Below are 13,243 nucleotides of genomic sequence, written 5' to 3' on the forward strand. Positions count from 1 at the left end.
GCCGGGAGGGAGGCGCCCGATGAGCACCCGGGACTTCATCGAGAAGGACTACTACGCCGCGTTGGGCGTCCCCCAGGACGCCGACGCGGCGGCCGTCAAGAAGGCCTACCGCCAGCTGGCCCGGGACCTGCACCCGGACAAGAACCCGGGCAACGCGCAAGCGGAGGCCCGGTTCAAGGAGGTCTCCGAGGCCTACGACGTGCTGTCCGACCCCAAGCGGCGGGCGGAGTACGACGAGGCCCGGCGGCTGTTCGGGGCCGGCGGCGCCGGCGCGCGGGCCGGGTTCCCCGGCGGGTTCCCCGGTGGCGCCGGCGGGCAGGCGTTCGACCTCGGCGACCTGTTCGGCGCCACCGGCGGTGGGGCCCGTGCCGGGGGCGCCGGCGGTCTCGGCGACCTGTTCGGCGGCCTCTTCGGGGGCGGCGCCGGTGCCGGGTCGGCCCGGGCACGCAGCCAGGCGGCCTCCGGCCCGGCCCGCGGACAGGACGTCGAGACCGAGGCGACGCTGTCGTTCGAGGAGTCCGTCCTCGGGGTGACCGTGCCGCTGCGGATGCAGAGCCCGGGCACCTGCCCGACCTGCGCCGGGTCCGGCGCCCGGCCGGGCACCAGCCCGCACACCTGCCCCGTGTGCCAGGGCGTCGGGGTGACCAGCCGCAGCCAGGGGGCGTTCGCCTTCTCCGAGCCCTGCCGCAACTGCCGCGGCACCGGCCAGGTGGTCGAGGACCCGTGCCCCACCTGCGCGGGCAACGGCGTCACCAACCAGACCCGCACGATCACCGTGCGGATCCCTGCCGGCGTCAAGGACGGCCAGCGGATCCGGCTGGCCGGCAAGGGAGCGCCCGGACGGCGCGGCGGCCCGGCCGGTGACCTGTTCGTCGTCGTGCACGTGTCCGAGCACGAGCTGTTGGGCCGCAAGGGCAACGACCTGACGCTCACCGTGCCGATCACGTTCGCCGAGGCCGCCCTCGGGGCGACCCTGACCGTGCCCACGCTGGACGGTGACGTCACGCTCAAGGTCCCCCCGGGGACGGCGAGCGGCCAGACGCTGCGGGTGCGCGGGCGCGGCGTCCCGGGCAAGGGCCGGGCCGGCGACCTGCTGGTCACCGTGGAGGTGGCGGTGCCCAAGCGGCTCACGCCCGCCGCGGAGGAGGCCGTCAAGGTGCTCGAGGCCGAGCTCGGCGACCCACGGCCGCGGATCACCGCCGCCGTCCAGCAGCAGGGCGGCACCCGGTGAGCGCCCCGGGCCGCGAGCAGGCCGACGCCGGCCGGGCCGTGACCGACGACGCGCCGGTCTTCGTCATCTCCGTGGCCGCGGAGCTGGCCGGCATGCACGCGCAGACGCTGCGCCAGTACGACCGGCTGGGCCTGGTGAGCCCGGGCCGCACCCGCGGCGGGGGCCGCCGGTACAGCCCGCGCGACGTCGCGCTGCTCCGCGAGGTGCAGCGGCTCTCCCAGGAGGACGGCGTCAACCTCGCCGGGATCAAGCGGATCATCGACCTGGAGTCGCAGGTCGAGGCGCTGCGGCAGCGGGTGGAGGAGCTGATCGACGAACTCGGGGCCGCCGAGCGCCGGGCGATCGCGGCGGAGACCGCCGTGCAGGCCGGCTACCGGGGCGACGGCTACGGCTCCGCCGTCCTGTCCACCGGGGCCCTCGTGCCGCTGCGACCGTCCACCTCCGCCCTCGTCGTCTGGCGGCCCCGGGACGACCGGTGAGCCCGGTGGACCCGCACGAGGCCTTCGTCGGGGTGGAGCGGGAGATCGGCCTGCTGCTGCGCCGCTCCCGCGCCATCTCCGCGCGGCTGTCCCGCGAGCTGCACCCGGACCTGGACGGCGCCGCCTACGGCCTGCTCGCCCTGCTGCAGGACACCGGGCCGCTGCGGGCCAGCGACCTGGTGGCCCGGCTGGGGCTGGACAAGAGCACGGTCAGCCGGCAGGTGTCCTCGCTGGTCGGCCTGGGCCTGGTCGTCCGCGAGGCCGACCCGGCCGACGGCCGGGCCCAGGTGCTCAGCACCTCACCGGAGGGGGCGGCCCGGCTGGGCCGCATCCGGGACGCCCGGCGCGCCCGGTGGGAGGCCGACCTCGCCGGCTGGCCGGCCGAGGACGTCGCCACGCTGGGCGAGCTGCTGGCCCGGCTGAACCGGCTGGGGGAGGCCGAGGCCCGCGAGGCCGAGCAGGAGGAGCCTGTCCGGGGGTAGCGACGACGGCGCCCCCGTACCCGGCCGGGTACGGGGGCGCCGTCGGTCACCGCCGGCGTGGAGCTAGCCGCCCACGGGGGCCGGGACCATCCAGCCGAGCACCGGCGTGGCCTGCAGCACCACGATCAGGCACATGAGCAGCAGGAGCAGGATGCTCCAGCCGAACACCTTCCGGAACAGCTCGCCCTCCCGGCCCGCCATGCCGACGGCGGCGGCGGCGATGGCCAGGTTCTGCGGGCTGACCATCTTGCCCATGACGCCGCCGGAGGAGTTGGCCGCCGCGAGCAGCACCGGGTCCAGCCCGGCGTTGGTCGCCGCCTGCACCTGCAGCGCACCGAACAGCGCGTTCGCCGAGGTGTCCGAGCCGGTCACCGCGACGCCGATCCAGCCCAGGATGGGGGACAGGAAGGCGAAGAAGCCGCCGGTCTCGGCCAGCAGCCGGCCGAGGTGGCTGGTCATGCCCGACTGGTTGAGCACGTAGGCCAGGGCGAGCACCGCCATGACGGTGAGGATGGCCCACTTCAGCTCGCGGTAGGTGTCGACGTAGGCCTTGAGCCCCCGCGCCGGGGAGACCCGCAGCACCAGCATGGTCAGCAGGCCGGCGAAGATCATCAGGGTGCCCGCGGCGGGCAACCAGTTGAAGTTGTACGTGGTCGACGCCAGCTCGGCGTCCGACCCGGCCGCGAAGATGTTGAGCCCCGGCCACGCGAAGGACGTCGTGAACGGCGGCTCCGCCAGCGCGCTCTTGATCGGGCCGAGGTTGGCCAGCGAGAAGATCGCGATGATGATCCCGTAGGGGGCGTATGCCTTCACGACCTCGGCCCGGCTGTCGTCGACCGCCGGCCCGCCACCACCGACGGCGGGGGCGTGCGGGTCGCGGGCGTCCTGCCGGCCCGGAGCGTCGCCGAGCTGCTCGCCCGCCGTCGCGCCGATCCCACCGCGCGTGCCGTCGGACCCCGCGGCGGCGGTGCCACCCGCACCGCCGCCGACCGTGGCCGCGGTGACCGGCTCGTAGGCCGCCGTGCGCATCCGGACGACGGCGACGACGGCGGCCGCGGCCACCAGTGCGGCGATGATGTCGGTCAGGGGCACCGAGATGTAGTTGGCGGCCACGAACTGGGCCACGCCGAACGCGACGCCGCCGACCAGCGCCTCGCGCCAGGTGTCGCGCAGGCCGCGCTTGCCGTCGACCACGTACACCAGGACCAGCGGCACGAACGCGGCCAGGATCGGCGTCTGCCGGCCGGCCATGGCGCCCAGGGTGTCCACGGTGAGCCGGGCGTCGTCGCTGACGCCGGAGGTGACCGTGGCCAGCGTGATGATCGGCGTGGCCAGGGCGCCGAAGGCGACCGGCGCGGTGTTGGCGATCAGCGCAACGACCGCGGCCTTGAGCGGCTGGAAGCCCAGCGCCATGAGCATGACGACGCTGATCGCGACCGGCGTCCCGAAGCCGGCCAGCGCCTCGAGCAGGGCGCCGAAGCAGAAGGCGATGATGATCGCCTGGATCCGCTGGTCGGGGCTGACCTTCTCGAAGGAGCGGCGCAGCACGTCGAAGTGGCCGGTGGCGACGGTGAGGTTGTAGACCCAGATCGCGTTGATGACGACCCAGAGGATCGGGAAGAAGCCGAAGGCGGCGCCCTCGGACGCCGACAGCAGCGTCTGCCCGACGGGCATCCGGAACGCGACGATGGCCAGCACGACCGCGACGGCCAGCGAGATGAGCCCGGCCAGCCAGGCCTTGAGCTTCAGCGCGCCGAGGAGCACGAACAGGGTGAGCAGCGGGATCGCTGCCACCAGCGCGCTCAGTGCGAGTGACCCACCGACGGGGTCGACGACCTGCTCGAACAACGGAGCTCCTTCCCTCGACCGTGAGGGCGCGTGGGCTGGGTGGGGGTGGTGCGGCGGGGCGGGGGAGCGGGGTGGGTCAGGAGGCGGCGGGCCGGGTCAGGGCGGTGCCGGGGCCGGTGAGCGCCCGCTCGAGCAGGTCCTCCACGGGCACCCCGCGGATCGAGGCGTCCAGCACCTGGACGGTGTGCGCGACCGGCATCCGCTCGCCCATCCGGGCCAGCGTCGTGGCCACCTGCATCCAGCAGCCCGGGTTGGCCGTGACCATGAGCTCGGCCCCGGTGACCAGGACGGCGCTCGCCTTGCGCTCGCCCAGCTCCCGGGCCGGCTCCGGCTGGAGCATGTTGTAGGTCCCGGCGCTGCCGCAGCACAGCTCCGCCTCGGCGATCGCCTTGATCTCCACGCCCGGGATGCCGCGCAGCACCTGCCGCGGTTGCTGGCGGATGCCCTGCGCGTGGGCGAGGTGGCAGGCGTCCTGGTAGGCCACGGTCATCGGCAGCGGGTGCCGCTGGGCCACCGGGCCGAGCTCGGTGATGAACTCGCTGATGTCCCGCGACTTCCGCGCCAGCGCCTCGGCGCGCTCGGCCCACTCCGGCTCGTCGCGCAGCTGGTGGCCGTACTCCTTGACGTTCGAGCCGCAGCCGGCGGCGTTGAGGATGACGTAGTCGACCCCGGCCCGCTCGAATGTCTCGATCGTCCGCCTGGCGAACTGCAGGGCCTGCTCCTCGCGGCCGCCGTGGCCGGGCAGGGCGCCGCAGCAGCCCTGGCTGCGCGGCACGATGACGTCGCAGCCCTCGGCGGCCAGCACCCGCACGGTGGCCGCGTTCACGTCGGGGAAGAAGGTGCCCTGCACGCAGCCGGCGAGCAGGCCGACGACGGCGCGGCGCTCGCCCACGGCCGGCGTCCGCTCGGGCACCCGCTCCACCGGGCCGAGCTTGGGGGCCAGCGACTCCATCGCCTGCAGCGGCGCGGGCATCTTCCCCATCAGGCCCGAGCGGGTGAGCAGGCTGCCGAGCCGGCTGGCCTGGTAGGCCCGCAGCGGCCCGCGCAGCGCGCGCAGCCGCCGCGGGTAGGGGAACAGGTTGTAGATGAGGTCGCGGTAGAGCTTCTCCGCGCGGGACCGCTGGTAGCGCCGCTCGATCTGCGGGCGGGTGGCCTCGATGAGCTTGTCGTACTGCACGCCGGACGGGCAGGCGGTGACGCAGGCCATGCAGCCCAGGCACTGGTCGAAGTGCCGCACCATCGAGTCGTCGAGCGGCTCGCCCTCCAGCGCCTCCTTCATGAGGTAGATGCGCCCGCGCGGGCTGTCCATCTCCTCGCCCCAGAGCACGTAGGTGGGGCAGGTCGGCAGGCAGAACCCGCAGTGCACGCAGTCGCCGATGAGCGCGGCGTCCGGCGGGTGGTGCTCGTCGAACGCCGGCTGCACCGCCTGGCGCGTGCCGGGCAGGCCGAGCAGCGTGGAGGTGCCCACGGTGGCGGCGCCGGTGCCCGGCGGCAGGTCGATGTCCTGGCCGAGGTCGAGCGGTCGGCGCGCACCGATCGCGGCGGCCGGCGCCTCGTCGGCGGCCCGCGCGGCGCCGGTGGCCGACCCGTTGGGCAGGTCGGCGGTCGAGTCGCGCACCGGGTTGACGTTCGCCGAGGCGCCCGGGGAACCGGCCGGCGGCGAGTCGCCGCGACCGTGGCTGCCCGGCGTGATCTCCGTCATCTACAACCCTCCGACGAACCGGCCCGGCGACATGCGTCGCTCGGGGTCGAACCTGTCCTTGACCCGCCGCATGAGGTCCAGCGCGTCACCGACCGGGCCCCAGTGGTCCAGCCGGTCACGGACGGCGTCGGGTGCGCGCAGCACCACCGCCGTCCCGTCGTGCGGTGCGAGGGCGCTGCGCAGGGCGGGCAGCACGGCGGCGACCTCACCGGCGGGGACGGCGGCGTGGCACACCCCCGTGCCGGCGTGCGCGGCCACGGCTGCCCCGGCGGGCAGGGCACCCAGCACCGACGACAGCGCGGCCGGTGCGAAGGCCAGCCGGAGCAGCACGTCGTCGGCGCCCCCGGGCCGGGCGCCGAAGTCGGCGGGCAGGTCCGCGGACTCCGTGCCGCCGCCGAGCAGGGCGACGGCCGAGCGCGCCTGGTCGCTGACCGACTCCGCGATGGACTCGAACAGCACGACCAGCCGCCCGGCGCCGCCGGCGGTGCCGATCAGCTCCACGGCCGTCGGGGTGAGCGTCGAGCGGCCCAGCGCGATCGCCAGCGACCCGGCGGCCGCGACGTCGGGCAGGTCGAGGGTGACCACCCGGCGCGCCGGCGGGACCGGGTGCAGCCGCCAGGTGGTGGAGGTCGCGACGCCGAGCGTGCCGTGGGCCCCGGTGAACAGCTTGCCCAGGTCGTAGCCGGCGACGTTCTTGACCACCTTGCCGCCGGCGTGCGCCACGGTGCCGTCGGCGAGCACGACGGTGATGCCGATGAGCAGGTCGCGGGTGGTGCCGTAGCGCAGCCGGCGCGGGCCGGAGGCGTTGGCCGAGACCACCCCGCCCAGCGTGGCGCCCTGCTCGGGCGGGTCCAGGCCGAGCAGCTGACCGGCCTGCCCGACCGACGCCTGCAGGTCGGCCAGGCGCACCCCGGCCTCGGCCACGACGGTCAGGTCGCCGGCCACGTGCTCGACGATCCGGTCCAGGCCGGTGAGGTCCAGCAGCAGGTCCGCGGAGGTGGGCGGCGCGGCCCACGTCGTCTTGGTGCGCCCGCCGACCGGGACGACGGTGTGCCCGGCGGCCGCCGCCGCCCGCAGCACCTCGGCGACCTGCTCGGTGCTCGCCGGCCGGACCACCTCGCCCGGGACCACGCCACCGACCGCGTCGTCGGCGCCGCCCGGCCTCCGGGTGTCGGTGGCGGTGGTCACGAGTCCTCCTCGCGGGCGCTGGTCGGCCGCGCGCCCGACGGTGCCCTGCCCGTCGGGGAGCTCCCCCGCCCGCCCACTAGAAGACCTCGCCCAGGCCCGCCGCCTGCACCGGGTGCTCGCCCTTGCGCACGCCGGGTCGCTCGCCGCACAGCCGCGGGGTCGGGAAGACCTTGCCGGGGTTGGCGATGCCGTCGGGGTCGAAGGCGCACCGCACCAGCTGCATGGTGTCGAGGTCCTCGGGGGTGAACTGCTTGCCCATCTTCATCCGCTTCTCCTGGCCCACCCCGTGCTCGCCGGTGATGGAGCCGCCGGAGGTGATGCACAGCTCGAGGATGTCCCCGGCCAGCTCCTCGGCCTCGTGGGCCTGCCCTTCAACCGCGTCGTCGAAGAGCACCAGCGGGTGCAGGTTGCCGTCGCCGGCGTGGAACACGTTCGCCACCCGCAGGCCCTTCGCGTCGGCCATGCGCTTCATCTCGGCCAGCACCTCGGGCAGCTTGGTGCGCGGGATGACGCCGTCCTGCACGAAGTAACTGGGGCTGATCCGGCCGACCGCCGCGAAGGCGGACTTGCGGCCCTTCCACATCAGCGCCCGCTCCTCGGCGTCGGCGGCGATGCGGACCTCGAAGGCGTTGCGCCGCTGGGCGATCTCCTCGACCTGCTTGAACTGCGCCTCGACCTCCACCCGCGGGCCGTCGAGCTCGATGACCAGCACGGCCACCGCCCCCTCGGGGTAGCCGCAGCTGACCGCGGCCTCGGCGGCCTCGATGGCCAGCGCGTCCATCATCTCCACCGCGGCGGGCAGGATGCCGGCGCCGATGATGTCGCTGACCGTGCCGGCGGCGTCCTCGACGGAGCGGTAGCCGACCAGCATGGTCTGCACCTCCTCGGGCACCCGGACCAGCCGCAGCGTCAGCTCGGTGGCCACGCCGAGGGTGCCCTCGCTGCCGATGAAGGCGCCCAGCAGGTCGTAGCCGGGGTGCTCGGGGGCGCGGCCGCCCAGGTGCACGACCTCGCCGTCGGGCAGCACCACCTCGGCGCCGAGCACGTGGTTGACCGTGAAGCCGTACTTCAGGCAGTGCGCCCCGCCGGCGTTCTCGGCCACGTTGCCGCCGATGGAGCAGACCAGCTGGGAGGACGGGTCCGGCGCGTAGGCGAGGTCGTGCGGCGCGGCGTCCCGGGTGACCCACAGGTTGATGACGCCGGGCTCCACGGTGACCTGCCGGTTGTCCGGGTCCACCGGGCCGAGCGACCGCAGCCGGGACAGCACCAGCAGGACGCCGTCCGCCCGGGGCAGCGCCCCGCCGGACAGCCCGGTGCCCGAGCCGCGCGCCACGAACGGCACCCCGGCCTCCGAGCACAGCCGCACCGTGTCGACCACGTGCTGGCGGCTCTCGGCGAGGACCACGATCGCGGGGGTGACCTTGAAGTTGGCCAGGCCGTCGCACTCGTAGGTCCGCACCTGCGTGCGGTCGGTGAGCACCCGCTCGGTGCCGACGGCGGCCCGCAGCCGCTCGGCGAGCGCGGCGGTGCGCTCGGAGGTGGCCGGTTCGGCGGTGGCGTTCTCGGCGAGGGTGGTCATGGTGTCCTCACGGCAGGCGCTCGTACGCGGGCAGGGGCGGGGGGTCGGGGCACTCGTCGGCCACGGCGGTCCCGGGGGAACGGTGTCCGTGCATCGTCCCACCGGCCGGAGGAGACGGCATCGTCGTGCCGGTCCCCGCCGCACGGGTCACCGCGGGACCGCCCGCGCCGGCGGTGGCGCTCATCGTCCTCCCTGGGTCGCTGTGCGGAGGGCGCCGACCTGTTCCGGGGACCGGGCGGCGCGGCTATCGTGCTTTCCACATCGCGGAACAGCCCGCTCGATCACAGGGAAAGTAGTGGGCCCGGTCACCCGGGGCAACTCGGGCTCGAGGGGTGGGGGATGACGGCAGGGGCGGCGGCGCCGGGCGGCGCGGCGGACGGCGTGCAGTCGCTGGAGCGCGCCTTCCTCCTGCTGGAGCTGATGGCCGAGGCCGGTGGGGAGGTGGCGATCAGCCGGCTCGCGACCGACAGCGGGCTGCCGGTGTCGACCATCCACCGGCTGGTGCGCACGCTGGTGTCCCGCGGCTACGTGCGTCAGCTGCCGTCGCGCCGCTACGTCCTGGGCCCGCGGCTGATCCACCTCGGCGAGTTCGCCGCGCGGATGCTGACCACCTGGGCGCGCCCGCACCTGACCTGGCTGGTCGACGCGATCGGGGAGACGGCGAACCTGGCCGTGCTCGACGGGGACCGGGTCGTCTACGCCGCCCAGGTGCCCTCCCGGCACTCGATGCGGATGTTCACCGAGGTCGGGCGGCGGGTGCACCTGCACTGCACCGGCGTGGGCAAGGTGCTGCTGGCCCAGTTGCCCGCCGAGACCGCTCGCGAGCTGCTGGTGCGCGGCGGCATGCCGGCCCGTACCGACCGCACCGTCACCGACCCCGACCGGCTGCTCGCCCAGCTGCCCCTGATCGCCGCGCAGGGCTACGCGGTCGACGACGGGGAGCAGGAGGCCGGGGTCCGCTGCGTGGCCGTCCCCGTGCCCGGCGGCTCGTCGGCCGGCGCCATCTCGGTGTCCGGACCCGCCGGCCGGCTCGGCCTGGACGCCGTCCCGCGAGTGGTGCCGCTGCTGCAGACGGCGGCCGCCGCGCTCGCCGCGGAGCTGCGGGAGGACGGCGTGCCGCTGCTCAGCGCCCCGTCCAGCTGACCCGCTCGCGGGCCACGAACGCCGCCACCCCGGCGCGGAAGTCCGCGCTGCCGTAGACGGTGCGCACCAGGTCGGTGTCGTCGGGCAGGCCGGCCCGGCGCAGCCGCACCACCGCCTGCTTGGCCGCCCACATGCTCAGCGGGGCGTGGCCGACCAGCGTGGCGGTCAGCTCCTCCAGCGCGGCGTCCAGCCCGCCGTCGGGGCAGGTGGTGACGAACCCGGCCGCGGCGGCCTCGTCGGCGCCGAGCAGCCGGGCCCGCAGCAGCAGGTCCAGCGTCCGCGCCGGCCCCAGGTGCTGCACCAGCAGCGAGACGCTGTTGACCGACAGGCAGTTGCCGAGCGTCCGCGCCACGGGCACGCCGAACCGGGACGACGGGGTGGCCAGCCGCAGGTCGCAGGCCGCGGCGAGGGCCAGCCCCCCGCCGACGCAGGCGCCGTCGACCGCGGCGACCGTGGGCACCGTGACGTCCTCGAGCCGGGTGACCACCCGCTCGATGCCCTGCTCGTAGGCGACGCCGTCGTCCCCGCCGGTGAACTCCAGGAACTGGCTGATGTCGGTGCCGGCGACGAACGCCCGCCCGGCGCCGCGCAGCACCAGCACGCGCACCGCGTCGTCGGCGTCGGCCCGCTCGCAGGCCTCGTGCAGGCCCTCGTACATCGCGAAGGTCATCGCGTTGCGCTGCTCGGGCCGGGAGAACAGGACGGTCAGCACCGCGCCGTCCTGGGTCACCTGCAGGTCCCCGTCCACGTGCTCGCCGCTCACGCGCCCTCCCCGGGGGCCACCGGCGCGGGCTCGGCGGGGACGACCGGCCCGGCCACGGCGTCGACCACGTCGGCGGGGACGCCGGCCCGCTCCAGGACCGTCCGGGTGTCGGCGCCCAGCGGCGGCCCGGCGTGGTCGCGGACGGCCGGGCTGGCCGACATGCGCATCGGCGACCCGAGCTGCCGCTGCGGGGGCAGGGTCGGGTGCGCGCCGTCCCAGAAGAACCGCCGCGCGTGCAGGTGGTCGTCGGTGAAGACCTGGCCGTGGTCGTTGATGGGGGCGCACGGCACGCCGGCCGCGCCCAGCGCCGCCAGCAGGTCCTCGGTGGTCCGGGCGGTCGTCCGGGACTCCACGAGGTCCTGCAGCTCCGCGCGCAGGGCGTGCCGCCGGGTGGCGTCGGCGTAGCGGTCGTCCGCGAGGGCGTCGTCCATGCCCAGCGTGCGGCACAGGCCGGCCCAGGTGTTGGGCGTGTTGGCGCCGATGGTCACCCATCCGTCGGCGGTGCGGAACGCCTGGTAGGGCGCCTGGCTCTGGTGTGCCGAGCCGAGCGGCCCGCCCACCTCCCCGGTGGCGAACCACCGGCCGGCCTCCCAGACCGCGAGGCTCACGCCGGCCTCGAACAGCGAGACGTCGATGCTCTGGCCGACGCCGGTGCGGTCCCGCTCGCGCAGCGCGGCGGTGACCGCCAGGGCGAGGTAGAGGCCGCAGACCAGGTCGCACACCGGGACGCCGACCTTGACCGGCTCGCCCCCGGGGGTGCCGGTGATGCTCATGATCCCGCTGCGGGCCTGGGCCATGATGTCCAGCCCGGGCAGGGGGGCGAGCGGGCCGTCCTGGCCCCAGCCCGAGCCGGAGGCGTAGACCACGCGGGGGTTGACCGCCCGCACGGCGGCGGCGTCCAGGCCGAGCCGGGCCATGGCGCCCGGGCGCAGATTCTCGACGACCACGTCGGCGGTCTCCACCAGCGCGAGGAACGCCCGCCGGCCCGCCTCGGACTTCAGGTCCAGCGCCACCGACTCCTTGTTGCGGTTCAGCCGCAGGTACGGCGAGCTCTCGTCGCCGACGAACGGCCCGCTGGCGCGCACCGGGTCGCCGGCGCGCGGGTCCTCCACCTTGATGACCCGGGCGCCGAGGTCGGCCAGCTGCATGGCGGCGAAGGGGGCGGCCATGAACACGCCGACCTCCAGCACGGTGGTGCCGGTCAGGGGCGGCCGGGCCCCGTCGTCCGTCTCGGTCATGCGCCCTCCCCGGGTGCGCGTGTGGGTCGGTGGTGCGGGAGCCAGTGTGGCCCGGACGCGACCGCGCCCCGGCGGCGGGGAGCCGTCCGGGGCGCGTCGCGTGCTGCGGGGCCTGCTACAGCCAGCCGGGCACCACCAGGACCAGCCAGGTGACCAGCGGGACCACGGCCACCATCGAGAAGCCCCAGATGGTCAGCGAGCGGAACACGCTGTCCCGCTCGTTCTCCTGGGCGTTGGCCACGACCAGGGCGCCGCTGGTGGAGAAGGGGCTGGAGTCGACGATGGACGACGACAGCGCCAGGGCGGTGATCAGGCCGATCGCGCCGATCGACTCGCTGCCGAGCAGGAACGGCACGGCCAGCGGGATGAGCGCGCCCAGGATGCCGGTGGTGGAGGCGAAGGCGGACACGACCGCGCCGATGTAGCAGATCAGCAGCGCGGCGATGGTCGGGGCGCCGAGCTGGGCGACGTTGTCACCGAGCCAGCCGGGGGTGTCGATCTCCTGCATCAGCCCGACGTAGGTGACGATGCCGCAGATCAGCAGCACGGTGGGCCAGGCGATCTGGCCGACGGCGCCCTTCGCGCCGCGGGGGGCGACGATCGACAGGATGACGCCGACGGTGATCGCCAGCAGGCCGATGTCCAGGCCGATCGGCAGCAGCGCACCGAGGACCAGGATGCCGAGCCCGATGAGGGTCAGCGTCCGGTCCCGGTCCAGCGAGGTGACCGGGCCCGGGCGGTCGGCGGTCGCCACCGCGGTGGTCTGCACGGCCTTGTCCTCGGCCCGCTCCTCCGCCTGGCCGTGCACGTGGCCGGGCTGCCCGTGCCGCGGGCTGCCGGCCGCGCTGGAGCCCCCGGCCCCACCCGTGCCCGGGGCCACCGCGCCGCCGGTGGACGGGCTGCCGACGGCCACCGGGCGGGCGTCGGCGTCCGTGCCGCCCTCGCCGAGGTCGACGCGCTGCGGGTTGCCGAGCAGCTTCTTGCCGCCGAACAGGAAGAACACCAGCACGCTCAGCAGCACGTTGGCCACGATCGAGGCGACCCAGAGGAACAGCGGGCTGCCGGGCAGGTCGTTCTGGGCGACCACGTTGTTGGTGATCGACCCGAAGATCGACAGCGGCGAGAAGCCGCCGGCCGTCGCGCCGTTGATGATGAACAGGCCCATCAGCAGCGGGTTGATGCCGTAGCGGCGGGCGAAGGACATGCCCACCGGCGCGATGATCGCGACCACCGCGGGGACGACGCCGCCGATGGCGGTGAGGGCGCCGGTGACCGCGAACATCGCCCACGGGATGGCGACCAGCTTCCCGCCGGAGGCCTTGACCGCGGCGTGCACCAGCCAGTCGACCGTGCCGTTGTTCTTGGCGATCGCGAACAGGTAGGTGACGCCCACGAGGATGACGAACAGCGATCCGGGGAAGAAGCCGAACACCATGTCGGCGTACTCCTCGGACCCGAAGAGGAAGTACCCGAACACGAAGGCGGCCACGAAGGCGAGCGCACCCATGTGGACGGGCAGCACCGTGGCGATCAGGAAGACCGCCAACAGGACGAGGATCGAGACGAGCTGACTGGACACCATTGCCCCTG

Annotated in this window: 11 protein-coding genes; 4 read left to right on the plus strand and 7 right to left on the minus strand. The window is 75.1% G+C overall.

Annotated features, from left to right (window positions below):
* Nucleotides 1-19 precede the first annotated feature (19 nt).
* From dnaJ to CHB98_RS17395, 3 genes are read left to right on the plus strand one after another with little or no spacing between them, the layout of a single operon-like run.
* The gene (gene dnaJ / locus CHB98_RS17385; RefSeq protein ID WP_089306846.1) at nt 20-1,231 is read left to right on the plus strand and encodes a molecular chaperone DnaJ; all 1,212 of its coding nucleotides are present in this window, start codon (nt 20-22) and stop codon (nt 1,229-1,231) included.
* Nucleotides 1,228-1,710 (plus strand): heat shock protein transcriptional repressor HspR, encoded by a 483-nt coding sequence (locus CHB98_RS17390; RefSeq protein ID WP_089306847.1) that lies wholly within the window; start codon nt 1,228-1,230, stop codon nt 1,708-1,710. The genes dnaJ and CHB98_RS17390 overlap by 4 nt, the downstream gene beginning before the upstream one ends.
* Nucleotides 1,707-2,192: a MarR family winged helix-turn-helix transcriptional regulator gene (locus CHB98_RS17395; RefSeq protein ID WP_089306848.1), complete on the plus strand. Its 486-nt coding sequence runs from the start codon at nt 1,707-1,709 to the stop codon at nt 2,190-2,192. The genes CHB98_RS17390 and CHB98_RS17395 overlap by 4 nt, the downstream gene beginning before the upstream one ends.
* Before the next feature lie 63 nt (nt 2,193-2,255).
* On the opposite strand, the gene CHB98_RS17400 is transcribed toward CHB98_RS17395, so the two are convergent.
* The 4 genes from CHB98_RS17400 to CHB98_RS17415 all read right to left on the minus strand — a co-directional run bounded on the left by CHB98_RS17400 (nt 2,256) and on the right by CHB98_RS17415 (nt 8,509).
* Complete coding sequence (locus CHB98_RS17400) at nt 2,256-4,040, minus strand: L-lactate permease (RefSeq protein ID WP_089306849.1); 1,785 nt, start codon at nt 4,038-4,040, stop codon at nt 2,256-2,258.
* Nucleotides 4,041-4,116: 76 nt separating this feature from the next.
* The gene (gene glcF, locus CHB98_RS17405; RefSeq protein ID WP_179224624.1) at nt 4,117-5,742 is read right to left on the minus strand and encodes a glycolate oxidase subunit GlcF; all 1,626 of its coding nucleotides are present in this window, start codon (nt 5,740-5,742) and stop codon (nt 4,117-4,119) included.
* The gene (locus CHB98_RS17410) at nt 5,743-6,930 is read right to left on the minus strand and encodes an FAD-binding oxidoreductase (RefSeq protein WP_089306850.1); all 1,188 of its coding nucleotides are present in this window, start codon (nt 6,928-6,930) and stop codon (nt 5,743-5,745) included. It abuts the gene before it with no gap.
* A gap of 76 nt (nt 6,931-7,006) precedes the next feature.
* Nucleotides 7,007-8,509, minus strand: coding sequence for an FAD-linked oxidase C-terminal domain-containing protein (locus CHB98_RS17415; protein WP_089306851.1), 1,503 nt, complete (start codon nt 8,507-8,509; stop codon nt 7,007-7,009).
* A 339-nt stretch (nt 8,510-8,848) separates the two neighbouring features.
* Between CHB98_RS17415 and CHB98_RS17420 the strand changes: the two genes are divergently transcribed.
* Nucleotides 8,849-9,652: an IclR family transcriptional regulator gene (locus CHB98_RS17420; protein ID WP_089306852.1), complete on the plus strand. Its 804-nt coding sequence runs from the start codon at nt 8,849-8,851 to the stop codon at nt 9,650-9,652.
* On the opposite strand, the gene CHB98_RS17425 is transcribed toward CHB98_RS17420, so the two are convergent.
* The 3 genes from CHB98_RS17425 to CHB98_RS17435 all read right to left on the minus strand — a co-directional run bounded on the left by CHB98_RS17425 (nt 9,633) and on the right by CHB98_RS17435 (nt 13,235).
* Complete coding sequence (locus CHB98_RS17425) at nt 9,633-10,415, minus strand: enoyl-CoA hydratase (protein ID WP_245821316.1); 783 nt, start codon at nt 10,413-10,415, stop codon at nt 9,633-9,635. The genes CHB98_RS17420 and CHB98_RS17425 overlap by 20 nt on opposite strands.
* Nucleotides 10,412-11,653: a CaiB/BaiF CoA transferase family protein gene (locus CHB98_RS17430; protein ID WP_089306853.1), complete on the minus strand. Its 1,242-nt coding sequence runs from the start codon at nt 11,651-11,653 to the stop codon at nt 10,412-10,414. The genes CHB98_RS17425 and CHB98_RS17430 overlap by 4 nt, the downstream gene beginning before the upstream one ends.
* Nucleotides 11,654-11,768: 115 nt before the next feature.
* Nucleotides 11,769-13,235: an SLC13 family permease gene (locus CHB98_RS17435; RefSeq protein WP_245821318.1), complete on the minus strand. Its 1,467-nt coding sequence runs from the start codon at nt 13,233-13,235 to the stop codon at nt 11,769-11,771.
* Nucleotides 13,236-13,243 lie beyond the last annotated feature (8 nt).

Origin of the sequence: Geodermatophilus pulveris, assembly GCF_900188375.1 — a bacterium.
GTDB classification, from domain to species: Bacteria; Actinomycetota; Actinomycetes; order Mycobacteriales; family Geodermatophilaceae; genus Geodermatophilus; species Geodermatophilus pulveris.

Bases quoted from the DNA above. Each gene is read 5' to 3' on its own strand.
- dnaJ (WP_089306846.1), top strand. From the start codon at position 20: ATGAGCACCCGGGACTTCATCGAGAAGGACTACTACGCCGCGTTGGGC.
- glcF (WP_179224624.1), bottom strand. From the start codon at position 5,742: ATGACGGAGATCACGCCGGGCAGCCACGGTCGCGGCGACTCGCCGCCG.
- CHB98_RS17415 (WP_089306851.1), bottom strand. From the start codon at position 8,509: ATGACCACCCTCGCCGAGAACGCCACCGCCGAACCGGCCACCTCCGAG.
- CHB98_RS17420 (WP_089306852.1), top strand. From the start codon at position 8,849: ATGACGGCAGGGGCGGCGGCGCCGGGCGGCGCGGCGGACGGCGTGCAG.
- CHB98_RS17430 (WP_089306853.1), bottom strand. From the start codon at position 11,653: ATGACCGAGACGGACGACGGGGCCCGGCCGCCCCTGACCGGCACCACC.
- CHB98_RS17435 (WP_245821318.1), bottom strand. From the start codon at position 13,235: ATGGTGTCCAGTCAGCTCGTCTCGATCCTCGTCCTGTTGGCGGTCTTC.